This window comes from Martinezella sp. CNPSo 3959 (genome assembly GCF_057784355.1).
The window spans coordinates 149166-168697 of record NZ_JBXSOV010000012.1 but is presented as its reverse complement, the minus strand read 5'-3'; the positions used below and the strand labels follow the sequence as shown (position 1 = coordinate 168697).

Sequence of the window (19532 nt, the reverse complement as noted above, 5' to 3'; positions counted from 1 at the left end):
ATCCGTTTTCGAGATGTCATGGAAAAAAGCGGAATGCGATGCTTTCAATAGCGCCGCTAGAGCAGTTCCAGCAAAAGTGCGAAGCGGTTTTGCGTCCGGAACGGCGTAAAAACAAAAAGATAGAGCGTTTTCGCGATTCGAAGAAAGCGGAATTGCTCTAGACCCGCGGCGTGGTGCGATTCCTGCCTTTATAAATACTACTTGTCGAAGGATCCGAGACTATCGCCCGTTGCAGGCGCTGTATTTGCAGGCGTTTCAGTCCCCAGCCCGGATTCCAGCTGCACATTCTGAGTCTGCATTACCCGCCATTCATTCTCGAGGCGATCAATCACATACGTAGGAATTTCATTTCTTACGTTTTCAAACTCTTGCATCACGACCTCCATTGCCATGCGTTACTGGCATGACATGGAGGAGTTTCTTTGTAAATCAAGGCATTAAACTATTTAAACGATTAAAATATTTTCAATCGTTTGAAATATCACCTTCTGTGGAAAGATTGGTGACAGATGAGAACGCGGGTGTGGATATCCAGAGACAGCCTTCAATAGTGGTGGGATTGATCGCTTGCGATTTTGTGGATTCGTGCGACGGTCGCCACCGGACAATCCGTCAAAGGTGATCTTGAAAGCAGATCGCCGTCCGCATTGGCGCGGCCATCCAAAACCCTGCCTCCAGCGTAACCGAACGTGACCTTTCGGTGTTCGGAACGATATTTTCAGCCGATCAGGCGCATCGGTCAGAATATCAAGATCACGCGACGTTGGGCGGGACGAGGGCCTCGCCCCTCGCCCACCCATTTCGGCACTCGTGCTTTCAAGCAATCCAGCGAAACGCCGAAGGTTACTCGACGATGTCTCTGTAGCGCCCCTGGCCGTCATCGGCGCGTGGCGATGACGTTTTACTGACCGCCGACCATGTTGCCAACGACCCCACCGAGCAGGCCGCCGCCCACAGCGCCGGCAATTGTTCCGGAGGTCTTGTGTTTCTTGCCGGAAAGCTTATTGCCGGCGATGCCGCCTGCAATGGCACCGCCGACGGCGCCGATGTTCCGACCAGTTAACAAGCCAGGGGTGCCGTCGTTGGCAATGCTGCCCGTAGCTTGCGGATCAATCCCTTGATCAGCTTGGATCGGCATTGCCTGTTGCATCGGTTGACCATATTGCGAATTCCGGTTGTCGACCATGTTGCCGACCATTCTGCCAGCAACCGCACCGCCGACGACGCCGGCGATCGTCCCGAGTGTCTTGTGCTTCTTACCGCCGAGCTTGTTGCCGACGAGACCTCCGGCGACAGCGCCACCCACTGTACCAATATTCTGGCCGTTAAGCAGTGTCTGTTCCTGGGCATGGCTAGCGACGGGCAGCATCGCCATAGCCGCGATGGGAGCAAGCAATGTCAGGCGCAGACAAGTTTTACGAAAAGAGGAGCCGGAAGTTTCGGAATGCAACATTGCACATGCCTTTCAAGGAGAAGTCAGATCTCCTGAAACATGACTTGTTATCCATAAATTTTCGTAAGGAAACACGGTTAACAGGATCTATCCGTCCCGATATGAGGGATTGCGTCAGCTTCCATCCGCGCGCACGACCCCATGCCAAGGGGTTACGCTATTCCCCTATGGGTCGCCCGCTCTCGCCCATCAAACTCCAGATCCTGCGCGCGTCCGATCGAATCATGTTGTTCGCGCATGGCGTCGGCCGCCTCGCGTACCACTTCGGAAATCTGCAGGAGCTGCTTGGCGAGAGGGCTCGTCCTGCGCCAGATCATGCCGATGGTGCGCGACGGCTGCGGGCTTTGGAAGCGCACCGTCGACACCGAGGCCGAGCGGGTTTCCACCGCCACAGCCATCTCCGGTATCAAAGTGACGCCGATGCCGGCGCTGACCATCTGCACCAGCGTCGACAGCGAGCTGCCGTCCATCAGTTCGCGCGGCAAGGCTGAATGGATGTTGCAGAAGGAAAGAGCTTGATCGCGGAAACAATGCCCCTCTTCCAACAACAGCAGCCGCATTTCGCGAAGCGCCTCGCGGTTGGGCACCGGCTTGCCCTCGTCCTCGCTCGGTCGCACCAACACGAAGTTTTCCGCAAACAGCGGCACTTCCGTCAAAGATGTCTCGGAGACCGGCAGAGCAACGATCGCCGTATCCAGCCTCCCCTCCTCCAGCTCTTCGACCAGCTTCGACGTCAAAGTCTCGCGCACATGGATATCCAGACCGTCATAGATGCGGGAGAGATTGCCGATGATGCTCGGCAGCAGATAGGGCGCGACCGTGGGGATGATGCCGATGCGCAACCGGCCCACCGGCTGATCGCGCGACGCACGAGCAAGATCTCCCAGCTCGTCGACGGAGCGCAGGATGTCGCGGACGCGGATCGCGAAGGCCTCCCCGAAATTGGTCAGCCGGACCTGTCTCGCGCTTCTTTCGAAGAGGTTCGTGCCGAGCTGCTCCTCCAGCTCCTTGATCTGCATCGACAAGGCGGGCTGAGAGATCGAGCATAGATCGGCGGCACGTCCGAAGTGGCCGAGCCGAGCCAGCGCTTCGAAATAGCGAAGCTGTTTGAGCGTGAAGTTTGCCATAAGCCCATCTTATCGCGCCAATCAGGAAATCCAACTTAAATTAATGGAAAGCCTTGGCTATAGTGCCGCAGCAAAGATGAGATGCGGCCGCCTGTCATACGAAGCTCATATTGAGAGCATTGACTGCGTTCAGTTCATCGATGCACGGACCGGTCGGAAGGCAGGGGACCCAAGCTTTGCCTGCTTCCACGTCTCCGTTTCACGCGAGGCCAGAATGACGAGAGATTCATGCGTCTGACATGTCGCTGCCATACCAGTTTTGGAACCGGGCCATTTCCCGGCGGGCTGGCAAAGCTCCTACTCCGGTCGTCACAAATCAAATCATCGTAAGGGAGAGTATCATGGATACAAAAGTCGAGACTGCCGGCAAATGTCCGTTTCCGCATGGAAACACGAGCGTTTCCGCACGTTCGAACCGGGACTGGTGGCCGAATCAGCTGAACCTCAAGATCCTTCATCAGAACTCCGCGCTGTCCAGCCCGATGGGCAAGGCATTCAACTATGCCGAAGAGTTCAAGAAGCTCGATCTGGAGGCCCTGAAGAAGGACCTCACCGCCCTTATGACGGATTCGCAGGACTGGTGGCCGGCCGACTTCGGTCACTACGGTCCGCTCTTCATCCGCATGGCCTGGCATAGCGCCGGCACCTACCGCACGGGCGACGGCCGCGGCGGCGCCTCCTCCGGCACGCAGCGCTTCGCTCCGCTCAACAGCTGGCCGGATAACGTCAACCTCGACAAGGCTCGCCGTCTCCTTTGGCCGATCAAGCAAAAATACGGCAACAGCATCTCCTGGGCCGACCTGCTGGTCCTGACCGGTAATGTCGCGCTGGAATCCATGGGCTTCAAGACCTTCGGCTTCGGCGGCGGTCGCGAAGATGTCTGGGAGCCGGAAGAAGACATTTACTGGGGCGCGGAAGACACCTGGCTCGGCGACAAGCGCTACAGCGGCGATCGCGATCTGGAAAACCCGCTCGCAGCCGTGCAGATGGGTCTCATCTACGTCAATCCTGAGGGACCAAACGGCAATCCGGATCCGCTTGCAGCCGCTCGCGACATCCGCGAAACCTTCGCCCGCATGGCAATGAACGACGAAGAAACTGTCGCCCTCATTGCCGGCGGCCACACCTTCGGCAAGACGCATGGTGCCGGCGACGCAGCCCATGTCGGCCCCGAGCCGGAAGCAGCCGGCATCGAAGAACAGGGCCTCGGCTGGAAGAGCAGCTTCGGCACTGGCAAGGGCGGCGACACGATCGGCAGCGGTCTCGAAGTCACCTGGACCTCGACGCCGACCAAGTGGAGCAACAACTTCTTCTGGAACCTGTTCGGCTATGAATGGGAACTGACGAAGAGCCCGGCGGGCGCGCATCAGTGGGTGCCGAAGCATGGCGCCGGCGCCGGCTCTATCCCGGACGCGCACGACAAGTCCAAGCGTCACGCTCCTGCCATGCTGACCACCGACCTCGCCCTGCGCTTCGATCCGGCTTATGAGAAGATTTCCCGCCGCTTTTTCGAAAATCCGGATGAGTTCGCCGATGCCTTTGCCCGCGCATGGTTCAAGCTGACCCATCGCGATATGGGCCCGCGCGTGCGCTATCTCGGTCCGGAAGTGCCGAGCGAAGAGCTCATCTGGCAGGATCCGATCCCGGCTGCCGGCCCCGCATCGATCGAGCCAAGCGATGTCGCCGCCCTCAAGGCCGAGATTGCTGCATCGGGTCTCACCATCCCGCAGCTGGTTTCGACCGCCTGGGCCTCGGCTTCGACCTTCCGCGGCTCAGACAAGCGCGGCGGTGCAAACGGCGCTCGCATCCGTCTTGCTCCACAGAAGGACTGGGAGGCTAACCAGCCGGCACAGCTCGCTTCCGTTCTGGCAACGCTCGAAGGCATCCAGAAGAAGTTCAACGATGCCCAGACCGGCGGCAAGACGGTATCGATTGCCGATCTGATCGTTCTCGGCGGCTCGGTCGCTATCGAACAGGCTGCGAAGAAGGCCGGCCATGACGTGGTCGTACCCTTCGCTCCGGGCCGCACCGATGCGACGCAGGAGCAGACCGATGTCGAGGCCTTCGCCGTTCTCGAGCCGATCGTCGACGGCTTCCGCAACTATCAGCGGCAGGCCTACACGGTCTCTTCGGAAGAGCTGCTGATCGACAAGGCACAGCTTCTGACGCTGACGGCACCCGAAATGACCGCCCTCATCGGCGGCCTGCGTGTGCTGAATGCCAATGTCGGCCAGAGCCAACACGGCGTCTTCACTAAGCGTCCGGAAACCCTGACCAACGACTTCTTCGTGAACCTGCTCGACATGGGCACGGAGTGGAAGGCGGTTTCGGATGCCAAGGACGTCTTCGAAGGCCGCGACCGCACAACCGGCGACGTGAAGTGGACCGCGACGCGCGTCGATCTCGTTTTCGGCTCCAACTCGCAGCTGCGCGCGATCGCCGAAGTCTACGGCCAGTCAGATGCCGAGAAGAAGTTCGTGCAGGACTTCGTTGCGGCATGGACCAAGGTCATGAACGCCGACCGCTTCGACATCGCTTGATGCTGAAAATATCGGGCGCGATCAAAGGTGATCGCGCCCTTTTTTCAACCGCCTTCAGAAACGGCATTTTGCCGTTTGCTTCTTTCGAACCAGGCATTCAATCCCGTGCGTGCGGGCTGCTCGATCAGATAGTAGCTAAGCAACCCGAGGCATATGGCTATGACCAGCGCAGGCAGTTCGGCCAAGCGACCTTGCCGAGCCAGCACGTAAAACGGCTGCTGCCATAGATATATTGAGAACGACATCCGCCCAAGTTGCCGGATAACGGAGCCTTCAAATAAAATCCTGGAAAAGCGCGCAGCGCTCTCGATCGAACACACGCTGATCGCCAGCAACAGGGTTTTAACGCCGAAAAATAGCCAGGCGACATCGGCGAACAAGCGCGCAGCCAAGCCGCAGAAAAATATCAAAGGTACCAGCCATTCCAGGGGTAATTCGCGGCTTCGCTGTCCCATCAGCAGGAACAACGCGGCTGAGATCAAAATTGGCGCTGCCGCCACCTGGCTCGACCAAAAGACGATAAATGGATTTTGTCCGTAAACATCATATTGCAAAATGCCGGTGGCAAGTGCGGTAAGACCAAGCAACAAGAGGGAAAATCCCACGAACCTGTTACCGGCATCACGCAATGAAAAGGCTAGCAGCCCAAGCAGGAGGTAGCTGTGCTCTTCGACGCATAATGACCAAATGTGATCGAATATCGAGACGAAGGTGTGACTGGTAATTATGAAGTAGTTCAACGTGAAAGAAAGCGCGGCGAGGACAGCCGCAAGGTCGGGCACAAGCGACGTTGACGAGAAGATCGCCGTATTCACCAAAACAAATATAAACAAAGTTGGATAGACGCGGCTGAAACGCCGAAGGAAGAAAGTGCCCAAAGGCATCTCCCTGACGAAAAGGATCTCGGCCATAAGGCGTCCGGAGAGCACGAAAAATAGATCCACACCGGCGGATCCAAGACCGGGCAGGTACTTGTCGCCGCCGAAATGGCCCATCAATACCAGAAAGACGGCGAGTCCACGCCATCCATCAAGGGCCGGAATATGGGTCGGTCTTCCTGCTTCTGACATCGGTAACCATCGGCTGCGCTATCGAACCGCTACCGTAAGGCGTCAATATTAATGAAATTACTTTAAGTACTATCGAAAGTAAGCACAGCGCCAACATTTGAAGTAATGCGATTTCATTACGATTACGTCTCAAACATGCACTCGTGAAATTGAACAATGATCGTGTGGCAATCGGCAACGCTTCTAGCGGTAATTCCTCCGCACATCGAATCGTCCTCTTGCTTCGGTGCCATGCTTGCGAGCGCAATTGGAAGCATCGGACACCGGCGCAACGCATCGCTTGCAGGCTGCAGCTCAATCGACACAGCACAGGGGAGCGGCGTTGTGCAACGGCAGCGGCAGGGTCATGACGGGATTGGGAATCGTAAGCGCATCCAGCGTCGCCGTCTGCTCGGGCGAGAGCTGGACGTCGAGTGCGCCGATATCCTCATTGAGTTGTTCCAGCGTATGAACGCCGATAATCGTCGAAGATACGCCAAGGCGTCCCATTGCCCAGGCAAGAGCGACGCGCGCGGTCGTCGTACCGAGCTCGTCGGCGACGCGGAATAAGGCGTCCACGATTTCAAGATCCTGCTCGTCGGGCCTTTGCGCCAATTGCGCCGCATGCCCCCGTCTCATGCCCGCATTATTGGCAGGCTTATATTTGCCGCTGATGAGACCGCCACTCAAGGGCGAATGCGAGACGACGCCAAGCCCCAATCCTGTTGCCAGCGGAATGAGTTCGTTTTCAAACAGCCTTGCTGCAAGCGAATATTCGATCTGCAGACCGATGAACCGAGCCCAGCCGTTGGATTGCGCCAGGAGGTGCGCATGCGCCACCTTCCAGGCAGGGGCATCGGAAATGCCGAAGTAACGCAATTTTCCGGACTGAACGAGATCGTAGAGCGCCGCCAGTATGTCTTCCAGGGGCGCCTGGATGTCCCAATTATCAAGCCAATAGAGGTCGAGATAATCGGTGCGCAGCCGTCGAAGGGCCTGTTCGAAACCGGCTATCACAGCCTTGCGGCCAGGTGTTTCACCATCCCACTCGACATTGAATTTGCCAGCAATGACAAGGTCGCCACGTCTGATCGAGTTCTGAGCGATATAGGTGCCGACAACCGTCTGGCCGCCCGCTTTGACCGCTCCATTGCCGGTATCGAGGTAGTTGCCACCGAGTTCGAGATAGCGCGCCAGAACTGCAGCAGGCTGGTTTTCACGGGATGGCCAGGCGCCCCCCGTATCGAAAGTCATGGTTCCAAGCGCAAGCGGACTGACGCGCAACTCCGAGCGGCCGAGTGCGGCATAGTCTTCGAGATGCATGCATAATCCCCCAGCCGGCCTGCAGCCGGTACATAACTTTCGATATTATGTAAGTGCATCAAGCAAGGGAGATAAGCACCAATTTACAATTTTACAATTCGGGAATCCGGATAATCGGCGCGATATCGTTCAATTTTGCAACCGCGTGGCACGGGAGGAACAATTCGTCCCGCACTATAGTCTAACGCTTGCGTATGAACTCGGTGCGGAGAACCAAACCCTTGATCCCGTCGTAACGGCAATCGACTTCTTCAGGATTGTCGGTCAGTCGAATGGACTTGATAACCGTGCCCTGCTTCAAGGTCTGGTTGGCGCCTTTTACTTTCAGATCCTTGATGAGGGTAACCGAGTCGCCGTCGGCAAGCACGTTGCCGCTTGCATCACGTACGATGAGGCCTGTTGCGGCAGCTGCGGCAGCCATCTCTGCGGCGGGCCGCCACTCGCCGGTCACTTCGTCATAGACATATTCGTCATTTTGGCCGGTCATTCCAAACTCCACTTCACGTTTTTTTCAAATATTCCGGAGCCGACAAATACCTGGCTTCCATCTCAATCATGATCCCAAAAGGGCGTCTATCCGAGACGATCAGCCTATGCAATACCGGCAGCCGCGCAAAGCGACAGCCCTGAGGCGGGCCTAACCTTCCGGTTTCACGCCGAGACCGACCAGGGATTGCGGCCCTCGCGAAGCCACGACAGCGTGTCGACCCAGAAGCTCTCCTTGTAGCTATCGTGAAACAGGCCGAAATGACCGATCCTGTCGCGGCCAAGGTCAATAGGATGCAGATGCACCAGGATGGATTGCGCACCCGTATAATAGTTCAGCGTGCGGCGAACCGCCGGCACCGTGCCGAGTTCATCATCCGAAACCGCAATCGCGAGGATCGGCGCCCGGACCGCGGCCATTCGCCGAAGAGCATCCTCCCTCTCTGCCGCTGGATGGCTGCGCTCGAACCGGGGGCCACGAAAGCTCCACTCATTTGCTACGCCCTTCGGCAGATCCTCCAGCCAGCCAAGCCGGCGACCGGGAAAATAGCCATAGAGCGCAGTGATTGCGGGCATGGCGACATGCCATTTGAAACACAGGGCGGCGCGGCGGTGCGGCATGTAATCGCCCCACCAGGCATATTGGGCGCCGACTGTCAGCATCCTGTCCATCATGGGAGCATGTTCGGCCAGTCCCGGCAGGAAACCGCCGACGCTATGGCCGACCACCATCAACGGGTCGCTGCGACGATGGCCAGCCATCCATTGAAGTGCGGCATCGAAATCCCGCTCACCCCAATCCCGCCAGCGATAGCGGGATCCACGCAGCCGTTGCGGCCGCGATAGCCCGATACCGCGATAATCATAGGTCAGGACATCGAACCCATGCCGAGCCAGAAATTGCGCGTAGCGGTGATAGTAGCGCGCAAGCACGCCCGTGGCCGGGTTGATGACCACGCTGCCTTCGGGCTTAGCCGTCTCCGCCAGCCAGAGATGACCGCCGAGAACGACGCCGTCGGCACATGAAAAGGAAATCTGCGTGCTGCGCGGCCCCGAGGATGATGGAATGTGTTGCTCGTTCATGGGACGGAGGATGAGGCCACCGCCGCATTGTGTATATTCACTACCCGGTATACATTGAGTCATGAAAGACAGCTCGCAGCCGACGCGCGAACGCATTCTTCAGGCGGCTGGAAAACTTTTCCATCGCGATGGGATCCGCGCGATCAGTGTCGATGCCATTGCCGAAAAGGCAGGCATCACCAAGCGTACCCTCTACTATCATTTCCGCAGCAAGGACGACCTGATCGCCGCCTATCTGCAGGCGCGCGACGAGCCGAACCTCGTCCTCTTCAAACGCTGGTTCGAGGAAACGAAAGGCGATACAGCCCAGAAGGTTGCCGGCATTTTTCGTCATCTGGCACAATCGGCGCGTAGCGCCAAATGGAAGGGCTGCGGGTTCCTGCGCACCTCGGTCGAGCTCATCAACCTTCCCGGCCATCCGGCTCTGGTGGCTGCCCGCGCCCACAAGAAGCGCGTCGAGGATTGGCTTGCTTCAACCTTCATGGAAGCCGGAGCCGGCAATGATGCCCTGCCGCTCGCGCGCCAGATCATGCTGCTCCTCGACGGTTCATTTGCCGTGGTGCTGCTTCATCGCGATCCGAGCTACTTGGAAACTGCAGCGGATGCTGCAGCCGATCTCGTCAAAAGTCGTCTGACGGCACCGCCAGAACTCGATTCCGCGACTGACACACCGGGTCAGTTGAACGAAAGCAGGCCGTAGAGATTGGCAGCAGCCGCATCGATCTGGATAGCTTGATCCGCTCCGGTTCCGCTCTCATCGTCCTTTTCTTTTTCTTTCTTCGCCCGTCTTTCGAGGGCTTTCGTGACCTTGTCGTTGCTGTCGCCATCTTGAGCGCTCTCGATAACGTCTTCGATCGTCAGCCCAAGTTTGTCGAGGCCGAGCTGTTTTTCAAGCGCATGAAGCACTCCCATGCCACCAGGCTGCACCTTGATCTCGCCATAGACCTTTTTCATCGCTGCAACAAACTCGTCCATGGAGGGATAGTCGCTTCGTTCGACCCCAAGAGCCCGGCCTGTCCGCTCGATAAGATCAAGCTTCTGCTTGGCGATGCTGTCCTTGCTCATGCTGAACATGGCTTCCGAAACTTTCGTCTGGGCCTGAGTGGGCTGCTTGGAAACGGTCACGTTATTCACTTGGCCGGTCGCCACCGCAATGAGGCTATCGGCGGCGGATGGAGGCTGCTCCGATATTGTCGTGCTCTTATTCAATTGCTGGAGAATGGCCAAAGCAGCCGAAGACACATTTGAAATCGATGTCATCGCTTATCCTCAAGCGCCACAACCTCTCCCTCATGGAAGCCCGACGCAAAGCTCTATGCCTCATGCGATAGTCGATTGTTCAATTACTACCGGAAGTTAGTTAAGGTTTAAATAACCCAGGATATGCCTCACCACAAAACATTCTCTATAAGTTGTATGCCGCCATAAGAGTTATTATCGACGCGACGGCCATCACGAAACTGGCCGTGCGACGATTTCCGGATGCCGGCGCTGCCGTATCGATAGGATCAATGATACTTCAGACGCTCGCGGCCAAGAATGGCACTGAGCAGGCTTCGCCACCGCCGAACAGGCGCGACCGCGTCAGAAATCGCTTCTCCCGCCCATTATCGAGCGAGAACATGCCGCCGCGCCCCGGCACGACGTCGATGATGAGCTGTGTGTGCTTCCAAGCCTCGAACTGGCTGCCGCTGATATAGACGGGCACGCCACCGATCTCGCCGAGCTTGACGTCATTGTCGCCGATCATGAATTCGCCTGCCGGATAGCACATCGGCGAAGAGCCGTCGCAGCAGCCACCCGACTGATGAAACAGGATATCGGGATGGTCCTGCTGTATCTCGCGGATAAGCTCGAGCGCCTTGTCGGTCGCCAGCACCCGCGGCTCCGATCCACTGTCGTCCATCATGATCCTCCATCACCCCCTGAAAATGCTGGAAGGCTCCCGGCCGCAGCCGGGAGCCTTGCTCGCTTGGTTGGGAGAACTCAGAAGAAACCGAGCGCCTTCGGGCTGTAGCTGACCAGCATGTTCTTGGTCTGCTGGTAATGATCGAGCATCATCTTGTGCGTCTCACGACCGATGCCCGATTGCTTGTAGCCGCCGAAAGCGGCGTGCGCCGGATAGGCGTGATAGCAATTCGTCCAGACGCGACCAGCCTGGATCTCCCGGCCGAAGCGATAGGCGCGATTGCCGTCGCGGGTCCACACGCCGGCGCCGAGGCCATAGAGCGTATCGTTGGCGATTTCGAGTGCTTCCTTCTCGTCCTTGAAGGTGGTGACCGATACGACCGGGCCGAAGATTTCCTCCTGGAAGACCCGCATCTTGTTATGCCCCTTGAAGATGGTCGGCTTGATGTAGTAGCCGCTCGACAGCTCGCCGCCGAGATCGGCGCGCACGCCGCCCGTCAGCACTTCGGCGCCTTCCTGTTTGCCGATATCGAGATAGGAGAGGATCTTCTCCATCTGCTCGCTCGATGCCTGGGCGCCGATCATGGTTGCGGCATCCAGCGGATTGCCCTGCTTGATGGCTTCCACGCGCTTGACTGCCCTCTCCATGAAGCGGTCGTAGACCGATTCCTGGATGAGCGCTCGGCTGGGGCATGTACAGACTTCGCCTTGGTTAAGCGCGAACATTGCAAAGCCTTCGAGCGCCTTGTCGAAGAAATCGTCGTCTTCGGCCGCGACATCGGCAAAGAAGATGTTCGGCGACTTGCCGCCAAGTTCAAGGGTAACGGGGATGAGGTTCTGGCTGGCATATTGCATGATCAGCCGGCCTGTCGTCGTCTCGCCGGTAAAGGCGATCTTGGCGATGCGCGGGCTGGTTGCCAGCGGCTTGCCGGCCTCCAGACCGAAGCCGTTGACGATGTTGAGCACACCGGGCGGCAGGAGATCGCCAACCAGCTCAGCCCAGACCAAAAGCGAAGCCGGTGTCTGTTCGGCCGGCTTGATGACGACGCAATTGCCGGCGGCAAGCGCCGGCGCAAGCTTCCAGGCCGCCATCAGGATCGGAAAATTCCAGGGAATGATCTGGCCGACGACGCCGAGCGGCTCATGGAAGTGATAGGCGACAGTGTCGTGGTCGATCTCCCCGATCGAGCCTTCCTGGGCGCGAATGCAGGAGGCGAAGTAACGGAAGTGGTCGATGGCGAGCGGAATATCGGCCGCCATGGTCTCGCGGATCGGCTTGCCATTGTCCCAGCTTTCGGCCTGCGCCAGCACTTCCAGCTTGTCTTCCATGCGCTGGGCGATCTTCATCAGGATATTGGAGCGCTCGGTGGTCGACGTCCGCCCCCATTTGTCCTTTGCCGCATGGGCGGCATCGAGCGCGGCGTTGATATCCTTCTCGTCCGAGCGCGGTATCTCGCAGATCTTGCCGCCGGTGATCGGCGTGAGATTGTCGAAATACTTGCCAGCGATCGGCTCGCGCCATTGGCCACCAATATAGTTGCCATATTTCAGCTTGAACGGAGATTCCACGATCTTTTGATGCAGCATGCCATCCTCCCTTGGTCGGCAGGTTCGATGAGCGAACCGATGGGAGAAGTCTGCGAGCACATCGCGGCCAGCGATAGAGGTGGCTTGCCATGCTGCAGCGCACAGTGTCGCAACTCTGCGACATCCGCCGGATCGAATGCGCGTTGACGGTGCTTCAGTGCAGATTGAGCCGGTTCATCTTCCGATGCAGCGTCGAGCGGCTCATGCCGAGCGCCGCCGCTGCCTGGGAGACATTGCCATTGGCGCGTGAAAGAGCCCTGAGCAAGGCGGCGCGCTCTGCCTCAATCAGATCCTCGCCCGCGGCCCCTTGCTGCTCGCGAAGAACATCGGAGGCCGGAATGCCCGCAGCAATGCGATGATCGTCGAGCTTCAATGCAAGGCGGGCCGCGCGGGTCGCACCGAGCACGAGGTCGTTACGGTCGACCGCCAGCAGCGCCGACGTGGATGCGATATCCGTCGGCACCATGATGAAGCGGGCACCGGCAAAGGCGCTGCGGAAAAGATTGAGCTCGATGCGCACTGCCGCATCGCGCACGGTCTGCGACAGGATCGCCAGTGTCCCGTCGCTCACATCGTCGCGGCAGCTGGAAATGTCGAGCGCCCCGGCAAGCTGGCCGCGATGATCGCGGATCGGCGCCGTGGTGCAGCTGAGATTGATATTGGAGCAGAAAAAGTGCTGGTCGCGGAAGATCGCAACGGCCCGCTCGTCGGCAAGCGCCGTCCCGATGCCATTGGTACCGATACTTGCCTCCGTCCAGACGGAACCGGTCCATAGGCCGAGATCGTGGAACTCCTTATCGTCGCCGGCAGCACCGCGGCGTTCCAACGCGATACCGTTGCGATCAGTCAGCAGCAGGCAACAGCCGGCCTTGCCGACCGCGAGAAACAGGCGATCCAACTCAATGGCAGATTCGGCAACCAGCCGTTCCGATCGCTCCAGCGCCGTTTGAAATTCCTGGCTGGTCAAGCGCATCGGCAGACGCTTCTCCTCCGGCGCAAGGCGATGCATGACCATGCACCGTCGCCAGGAGGCAACAACCGAAGAACTCGCCGCCGCCGATTGCGCCGACGCGTAAACCTGATCCGCATGTGCGGAATAGTCGTGCATCTGGCTCCTCCCACCGAACGCTAACCCAATTGTCGCTAAAAATGGCCATTGAAGCAATCCTCCCGGCGACTTGCGTCCCGGATAGCGAAATTCAACGACTACCTTGCTGACGGTACAGCCTTTTTCGGCACCACCGTCTCTTCAGCCCATGACTGCACAATCCAACAATCGACGCCGCCTGGCCGACGCCTTGAATTTTGGTTTCGCGCCCACACAATCGAGATCTGACCCACCAACCGCTACCTTTCAGGCGACTGTCAGCGTGTTGCTGTAGCAGCTTTTTCCAAAGGAAAACGGAGCGGAAGGCGATTAGTAAGCCCAGCTCCACGAGCGGCTGTCTCGACAGTAATGGAAAGTCGGCTTTATGCAGGCATCGCAGCGAGGCCGAGAGCCCATAAAAGAAATGCTGGAGCGTTGCGCCGACACCGGTCGCAGACGAATGGCTGGCGGTCTTCGCTGCTTCTTCAACACCCCGACCATCAAGCCCCCTGCAAATCGTGCTTTTCTCGAGCGCCCGATCGTTATCATCGCCATTTTCCTCGCGCTGTCATTGCTCGTCATGTGGACGGCCGATTATCCCTTGGGTATCTGGATGAAGTCTTTTCCCGCGCAGTTGCGAGGGACGGCGAGGTGGATCAGCAGCCTCGGCACCGGGCTTCTGGTGCTCTCATTCAGCGGAGCGCTGCTGATTTTTGCGATCCTCGCGCCTGCGCACAAACTGCGGAAATCCATGCGAACGGGTGCTGATCTCATCGCCACGGCCGCTGCCTTCATCTTCCTGGCGGTCGCCGGCGGCGGCATTGTCGATTCGCTCGCCAAGAACATTGTCGGTCGTGCCAGGCCGGAACTCCTGGATACGAACGGCGCCTTCTCTTTCCGGCCCTTTGCCTTCCACGCCGACTTCGCCTCCTTTCCTTCCGGACATTCGGCAACGGCCGGCGCCATGGCGATGTCGCTGGCGCTCGTCTTTCCCCGCCTTCGCCCCGTCTTCATGCCACTCGGCATCCTGATCTGCCTGTCGCGCCAATGGGTCGGCGCGCATTGGGCAAGCGACACGCTGATGGGCTGGGGCGTCGGCATCGCCTTCGCCTTTTGGCTGGCACACGCATTTGCTCGGCGCCGTCTTCTGTTTGCCTATGACTCCAATGGCCGCTTGTGTCCTGGGGAGCGATACAGGGCAATTCTCGCCGTACTGCGCGCTTTGATCCGGCGTGCGCCCATCATTGGCAAGAAAGCGGTTCCTGCTGCAAAATCGTGTCCAGCGCAGGCTCGCCTGGCATCTCGGAGCCTTGAAATTCGATCCTGATCCACCGGCAGACACAGTGCTTCCGCATTGTTTGCCGGCTCGTAGGCAGCAAGTGCCCGTCCCTTCTCCTCCGAATGCAAAATTATCAAGACGCGGCGACGGATTTGCCGCTCGCAGCCGTTTAAGTGCTGAAGGGATAACAGCTTGAAGCTCTTCAAGGACGAATGAGGACATGATGAAAAAGATCATTTTGCTGGCCTTTGCCGCGACCGCCTGCTTTGCGGCCATCTCGCCAGCCGAGGCTCGCGACGGATGCGGCATGGGCTGGCATCGCAACCCCTACGGCTACTGCCGCCCGGATGGACGGCCCGTGGTCGTCGTGCCAGCGGTTCCGGCCTATGGTATCTTCTATCCCGGCCGTGGTTATTGGGATGGACACCGCTATTGGGTGCATCGCGAGTGGTGGCATGGTGGCTGGCGTTATCGCTAAGCTACTCTTCCGCGATGTGCGCGGCCCGGTCTTAGCAGATCGGGCCGCATGCCAACCGACAGATCGATCGGCCTGCTTTTTTCGATCCTTCCGCAATCTAGCCCTGTGATGCAAAGCTCCCGGTCGTTTGCCGGTTTGACATGGCAGCCCACAGAAACGTGCAATTGACGGCGGCAATTCAACTGGTCAAAGCTGTGGCGAGACCGGTTTACGGAAAAAGACGCCGCCAGCATGAACAAAAGCACCATCAGCGACCATCAAGGGCCGATCATCGTCTTTGACGCCATGTGCGTCCTGTGTACCGCTAACGCTCAGTTCGTGCTGCGTCATGATCGCCTCGGCCGTTTTCGTCTTGCCTCCATGCAGAATGAAACCGGTATCGCGCTCTATCGCCGCTGCGGCATGGATCCCGCCGATCCCGACAGCCTCATCATCGTCGACGGCGCAAAGGTACTGCGCGACAGCGACGCGGTACTGGCCATTTATGCCGGCCTCGGCTGGCCCTGGAAGGCGATCTCCGTGCTGCGCATCGTACCTCGCATGCTGCGCGATCCGATCTACCTCTGGCTTGCCCGCAATCGCTACCGCATCTTCGGCAAACGGGAAACGTGCTGGCTGCCGACGCCAGAGCAGGCGAGCCGCATCCTTTGAAAAGAATCCTCGTTCTCGGCGGTTATGGCGAGTTCGGCGCGCGACTGTCGCGGCGCCTTGCCAGCGACGGTTTCGAGGTGCTGGTCGCCGGACGCAATCTCGAAGCCGCGAAAGCGCTCGCCGCTCGACTACCCCATGCAATTGCCCTGCAAGCCGATCGAAATGGCGATATCTCCGCGATCCTCAGCGAGCACAGGCCCTTTCTGCTGATCGACGCGGCTGGTCCCTTCCAGCAAAGCGATGACAGAGTTCCGCGAGCCTGCATAGAGGCCGGCATCCATTACATCGATCTCGCCGACGCGCGCTATTTCGTCGGCGCGATCAGCTGCCTCGATGAACGGGCAAAGGCTGCCGGCGTCACCATCATCTCGGGTGCATCGAGCGTGCCGGCGCTCTCCGGCGCTGTGGCGGCGGACCTTGCAAAGGACATGGAGGAGGTTCGTTCGATAGAAATGTCGATCAGCGCCTCCAACCGCGCGACCGCAGGCGCCTCGGTCGCATCGGCGATCCTGAGTTATGTCGGCAGGCCGGTGCGGCTCTGGCGCGGCCGACGCTGGCAAGACGCGATGGGCTGGCACATGCTGAAGCGCGAAATTTATGCCATTGCCGGCCGCCGCCCTCTGCACCGGTTGGTGGCACTGGCCGACGTGCCGGATCACGACCTGCTGGTCGAAAGCTTTGCCGAGCGGCCCAGTGTCATCTTCCGGGCGGGGCCGGAATTCGTCTTTCAGACTTTGGCACTCTGGCTGCTGTCCTGGCCGGTTGCCTGGGGTTGGCTGACATCGCTCAGGAAGATCAGCCGCTTCCTGCTGCCGCTGCAGGGTCTGACAGCGAAGCTCGGCACGGCGCGCTCGGCTGTGACGATCGAGATCAAGGGCATGAAGCACGGCGCCATGAAGGCTCGCCGCTGGACCCTGATTGCCGAAAATGGCGACGGCGTGGAAATTCCAACGCTTCCCGCGCAATTGCTGGCGCGTGCCTTGCGCGGCGGCCGCCTTTCGCCCGGCGCCCGTCACGCCGGCCGGCTCCTGTCGCTTGAGGATTTCCGGAGCTTGTTTCGCGATCTGGCAATCACCGAGGAAACGACGGAAGCACCCTATACGCCGCTCTATCAGCGTGTCATGGGTCCTGCTTTCGCGCATCTTTCCGAGCCGGTACGTGCGATGCACCATGTCTTCGGCGACGGCGGCGCCAAAGGAGAGGCTGTCGTCACCCGCGGGCGCTCGCCCCTTGCCCGGCTGGTCGCAAAAATATTCGGCTTTCCCGCAGCCGGAAAGCACGCGGTGCATGTGTCCTTCGAGGAAAACAACGGCATCGAAGAATGGACCCGGGATTTTTCCGGCCGGCGCTTCCTCAGCCATTTGAGCAAAGAGAATGGCCGCCTCGTCGAACGCTTCGGCCCCTTCCGATTTGCATTCGATCTTCCCATCCGTGGCAACGGTCTCAGCATGGAGATGCGGCACTGGTCGTTCCTGCGCATTCCACTACCGCTCTTTCTGGCGCCCCAAAGCGTCGCTCATGAATGGGCGGAGGACGACCGCTTCCACTTCGATGTTCCGATTGCCCTGCCGCTCATCGGCCCCGTCGTTCATTATCGAGGCTGGCTGAGGCGGATTGATTGATAATGCAAGACCGACTGACGAAACCGGCCAGGAGACCGACTAGAGGCTAGTTTTACCGGTCGCCAGCCAGGCAGCCGAACATACGAAAATCGTGGAAGGCCTCTTTGAATCTCGCCTTCTGCCGCAGCGTGCCCTCATATTGAAAGCCCGCCTTTTCCAGAACCCGGTCGGATGCGGTGTTTCCCGGCAATGTCCAGGCTTCGATGCGATTGAGAGAAAAAGCGTCGAAGCCGCATCGGACGACGGCGCGTGCCGCTTCGCTCATCAACCCTTTGCCCCAGGCCGAGGGATGCAATTCATATCCCAACTCGGCACATTTGGCGCGCCGGTCGATACTGTTGAAACGGATGGCACCGAGCAAACGACCGGAAACCCGATCCTCGATGATCCATGAACAACCCGTTCCCTTGGGAAAGATTTTGATCATCCATCGTAAAGAGCGCTCGATCTGCGCTATTTTCGGCGCATCCACCCAATTCGAGAACCGTGTGACCTCCGGAATTGAAATCAGCGCATGGAAATCATCGCGGTCGTTCATGCTTGCTTCGCGCAGCCGCAGCCGCTCGGTGACGAGTGTGGGAAACTCGGCTTTTGAAGGCGCCATCTTCATGCTTTCAGCAGATTGGCAAGGATGATCTCGCGCCAGACGCGGGTGGGCGTAATCCAGGCATCCCAGGAATTATACTTGCCGGAATAGATGACAGCGGCGATATCCGCATCGGGCATCAGCCAGAGCCTTTGCCCGCCATTGCCGAAGCCCGCATACCACGACCGCTGACCGTCAAACGCCGGCACCGGCGCATCGCCTGAGAACCACAATCTGCCATAGCTCAAGCCATCCCCGGTCGAAATCGCCGGCGCGAGGGATTGCACGATCCAGTCCTCCGAGACGATCCTTTGGCCGTTCCACACGCCCTTCTGGAGGAAAAGCATGCCGATCTTCAGCAAATCGGGGGCAGTCAGGCGCAACCCGGATGCCGGCGACGCCACACCGTCACGTCCGGCGTTCCAATGGAATTTGGCAATCCCCAGCGGCTCAAAAAGAACCTCTCGCGCGAAATCGGGCAGACGCCTGCCCGTGCCGCGCTCGATGATCGCGCCTACAAGCGCGACGCTGCCGCCGGAATAAATCCAACGCGTCCCGGGATCGGCGACAATCGGACGCTCCAAAACAAAACGATATCGCTCCGGCGCATTCTCCATCGCAATTTCGCTGTTCAGCGGATCGGTATAGGGACGATCCTCGTCCCACTCCATCCCCAGCGTCATCGTCAGCGCGTGGGCAATGGCGATCTTGGCGCGAGCAGGATCTTGGGCGAGATCGCCATATTCCGGGAACTGCTCATAGAGGGATGCATCCGGTGGCGGCACCAATCCCCTATCGAGCGCAATGCCATAAATAAGGCCGGCAATGCTCTTGGTGATCGAACGAAGATCGTGCAGCGTATCTGCATCGAAGGCGACATCCCCGAGCGGATCTCCCCAATTTTCGTCAGGACCAACGCCATAATATTCCAAGCATACACGCCCGGAACGTGCGGCAAGCACGACATGCAGATCGCGCAGCAGGCCGGATTCGATACCGGCTTCAAACTTGCGGCGGAGTCCGGGATCAAAGCCGAGCGCCTGCAGGGTTTCGCGATGGGGTGACGAGGATGAATTGCCCTGCGTGATGACCATGCAATCTCCACCCTTCGCTCAACGACCGTCAGGGAAAGCTACAATCAAAGCGCGCATGCGGCAAGGCGATGATGCAGTAATTTGGCATCCATATTAGCCGGTCTTTCGATCAGCCCTACCCCATCTTCAGGTCTGTCTGCGTCTCATCGCAAATGTGGTGCCTTCCTTTTTCTGACGAG

General features: G+C 58.9%; 19 protein-coding genes and 1 pseudogene. 6 read left to right on the top strand and 14 right to left on the bottom strand.

The annotated features are described in order from the left end of the window. Nucleotides 1–27: 27 nt before the first annotated feature. The 4 genes and pseudogenes from AC13RE_RS22475 to AC13RE_RS22460 form a co-directional block, all read right to left on the bottom strand. Nucleotides 28–153: pseudogene (locus AC13RE_RS22475) on the bottom strand (DUF1402 family protein); the annotation flags it as partial. A gap of 44 nt (nucleotides 154–197) precedes the next feature. Continuing rightward, nucleotides 198–374, bottom strand: a complete 177-nt coding sequence (locus AC13RE_RS22470) for a hypothetical protein (RefSeq protein WP_165915269.1) — start codon at nucleotides 372–374, stop codon at nucleotides 198–200. 527 nt (nucleotides 375–901) lie between these two features. Next, on the bottom strand, nucleotides 902–1453 hold the full coding sequence (locus AC13RE_RS22465) for a glycine zipper 2TM domain-containing protein (protein ID WP_132719428.1): 552 nt from the start codon (nucleotides 1451–1453) through the stop codon (nucleotides 902–904). 152 nt (nucleotides 1454–1605) lie between these two features. Then, nucleotides 1606–2580, bottom strand: a complete 975-nt coding sequence (locus tag AC13RE_RS22460; protein WP_488483877.1) for a LysR substrate-binding domain-containing protein — start codon at nucleotides 2578–2580, stop codon at nucleotides 1606–1608. Between the two features lie 341 nt (nucleotides 2581–2921). Between AC13RE_RS22460 and katG the strand changes: the two genes are divergently transcribed. Next, nucleotides 2922–5120, top strand: coding sequence for a catalase/peroxidase HPI (gene katG, locus AC13RE_RS22455; protein ID WP_132719425.1), 2199 nt, complete (start codon nucleotides 2922–2924; stop codon nucleotides 5118–5120). Nucleotides 5121–5164: 44 nt separating this feature from the next. Here katG and AC13RE_RS22450 read toward each other — a convergent pair whose 3' ends face one another. The 4 genes from AC13RE_RS22450 to AC13RE_RS22435 all read right to left on the bottom strand — a co-directional run bounded on the left by AC13RE_RS22450 (nucleotide 5165) and on the right by AC13RE_RS22435 (nucleotide 9061). Then, on the bottom strand, nucleotides 5165–6190 hold the full coding sequence (locus AC13RE_RS22450; protein WP_488564571.1) for an acyltransferase family protein: 1026 nt from the start codon (nucleotides 6188–6190) through the stop codon (nucleotides 5165–5167). Between the two features lie 294 nt (nucleotides 6191–6484). Further along, on the bottom strand, nucleotides 6485–7492 hold the full coding sequence (locus AC13RE_RS22445; RefSeq protein ID WP_488564570.1) for an aldo/keto reductase: 1008 nt from the start codon (nucleotides 7490–7492) through the stop codon (nucleotides 6485–6487). 181 nt (nucleotides 7493–7673) lie between these two features. Further along, nucleotides 7674–7979, bottom strand: a complete 306-nt coding sequence (locus AC13RE_RS22440; protein WP_488564569.1) for a zinc ribbon domain-containing protein YjdM — start codon at nucleotides 7977–7979, stop codon at nucleotides 7674–7676. Between the two features lie 164 nt (nucleotides 7980–8143). Further along, nucleotides 8144–9061: an alpha/beta hydrolase family protein gene (locus AC13RE_RS22435; RefSeq protein ID WP_488564568.1), complete on the bottom strand. Its 918-nt coding sequence runs from the start codon at nucleotides 9059–9061 to the stop codon at nucleotides 8144–8146. 61 nt (nucleotides 9062–9122) lie between these two features. Here AC13RE_RS22435 and AC13RE_RS22430 point away from each other — a divergent pair, with 61 nt between their 5' ends. After that, nucleotides 9123–9761, top strand: coding sequence for a TetR/AcrR family transcriptional regulator (locus AC13RE_RS22430; protein ID WP_488564567.1), 639 nt, complete (start codon nucleotides 9123–9125; stop codon nucleotides 9759–9761). Here the strand turns inward: AC13RE_RS22430 and AC13RE_RS22425 are convergent. The 4 genes from AC13RE_RS22425 to AC13RE_RS22410 all read right to left on the bottom strand — a co-directional run bounded on the left by AC13RE_RS22425 (nucleotide 9737) and on the right by AC13RE_RS22410 (nucleotide 13664). Next, a complete protein-coding gene (locus AC13RE_RS22425; protein ID WP_488564566.1) occupies nucleotides 9737–10321 on the bottom strand; it encodes a hypothetical protein in 585 nt (194 codons plus the stop codon). The genes AC13RE_RS22430 and AC13RE_RS22425 overlap by 25 nt on opposite strands. A gap of 259 nt (nucleotides 10322–10580) precedes the next feature. Continuing rightward, complete coding sequence (locus tag AC13RE_RS22420; protein ID WP_488564584.1) at nucleotides 10581–10967, bottom strand: DUF779 domain-containing protein; 387 nt, start codon at nucleotides 10965–10967, stop codon at nucleotides 10581–10583. Nucleotides 10968–11047: 80 nt separating this feature from the next. Continuing rightward, complete coding sequence (gene adh / locus AC13RE_RS22415) at nucleotides 11048–12556, bottom strand: aldehyde dehydrogenase (RefSeq protein WP_132719410.1); 1509 nt, start codon at nucleotides 12554–12556, stop codon at nucleotides 11048–11050. A gap of 154 nt (nucleotides 12557–12710) precedes the next feature. Beyond that, on the bottom strand, nucleotides 12711–13664 hold the full coding sequence (locus tag AC13RE_RS22410; RefSeq protein ID WP_488564565.1) for a GAF domain-containing protein: 954 nt from the start codon (nucleotides 13662–13664) through the stop codon (nucleotides 12711–12713). A gap of 439 nt (nucleotides 13665–14103) precedes the next feature. Between AC13RE_RS22410 and AC13RE_RS22405 the strand changes: the two genes are divergently transcribed. The 4 genes from AC13RE_RS22405 to AC13RE_RS22390 all read left to right on the top strand — a co-directional run bounded on the left by AC13RE_RS22405 (nucleotide 14104) and on the right by AC13RE_RS22390 (nucleotide 17673). After that, the gene (locus AC13RE_RS22405) at nucleotides 14104–14970 is read left to right on the top strand and encodes a phosphatase PAP2 family protein (protein ID WP_488564564.1); all 867 of its coding nucleotides are present in this window, start codon (nucleotides 14104–14106) and stop codon (nucleotides 14968–14970) included. A 175-nt stretch (nucleotides 14971–15145) separates the two neighbouring features. After that, nucleotides 15146–15400, top strand: a complete 255-nt coding sequence (locus tag AC13RE_RS22400; protein WP_015343363.1) for a GCG_CRPN prefix-to-repeats domain-containing protein — start codon at nucleotides 15146–15148, stop codon at nucleotides 15398–15400. Nucleotides 15401–15631: 231 nt separating this feature from the next. After that, the gene (locus AC13RE_RS22395) at nucleotides 15632–16051 is read left to right on the top strand and encodes a thiol-disulfide oxidoreductase DCC family protein (RefSeq protein ID WP_488564563.1); all 420 of its coding nucleotides are present in this window, start codon (nucleotides 15632–15634) and stop codon (nucleotides 16049–16051) included. Further along, nucleotides 16048–17673 carry a saccharopine dehydrogenase family protein gene (locus tag AC13RE_RS22390; RefSeq protein ID WP_488564562.1) on the top strand — a complete coding sequence of 542 codons (1626 nt, stop codon included), beginning with the start codon at nucleotides 16048–16050 and terminating at the stop codon, nucleotides 17671–17673. Before AC13RE_RS22395 ends, AC13RE_RS22390 begins: the two co-directional genes overlap by 4 nt. A 52-nt stretch (nucleotides 17674–17725) precedes the next feature. Here the strand turns inward: AC13RE_RS22390 and AC13RE_RS22385 are convergent, their stop codons facing one another. Beyond that, entirely contained in the window at nucleotides 17726–18277 is a 552-nt protein-coding gene (locus tag AC13RE_RS22385) for a GNAT family N-acetyltransferase (protein ID WP_488564561.1), read from the bottom strand. Nucleotides 18278–18279: 2 nt separating this feature from the next. Continuing rightward, on the bottom strand, nucleotides 18280–19353 hold the full coding sequence (locus AC13RE_RS22380; protein ID WP_488564560.1) for a serine hydrolase domain-containing protein: 1074 nt from the start codon (nucleotides 19351–19353) through the stop codon (nucleotides 18280–18282). Nucleotides 19354–19532 lie beyond the last annotated feature (179 nt).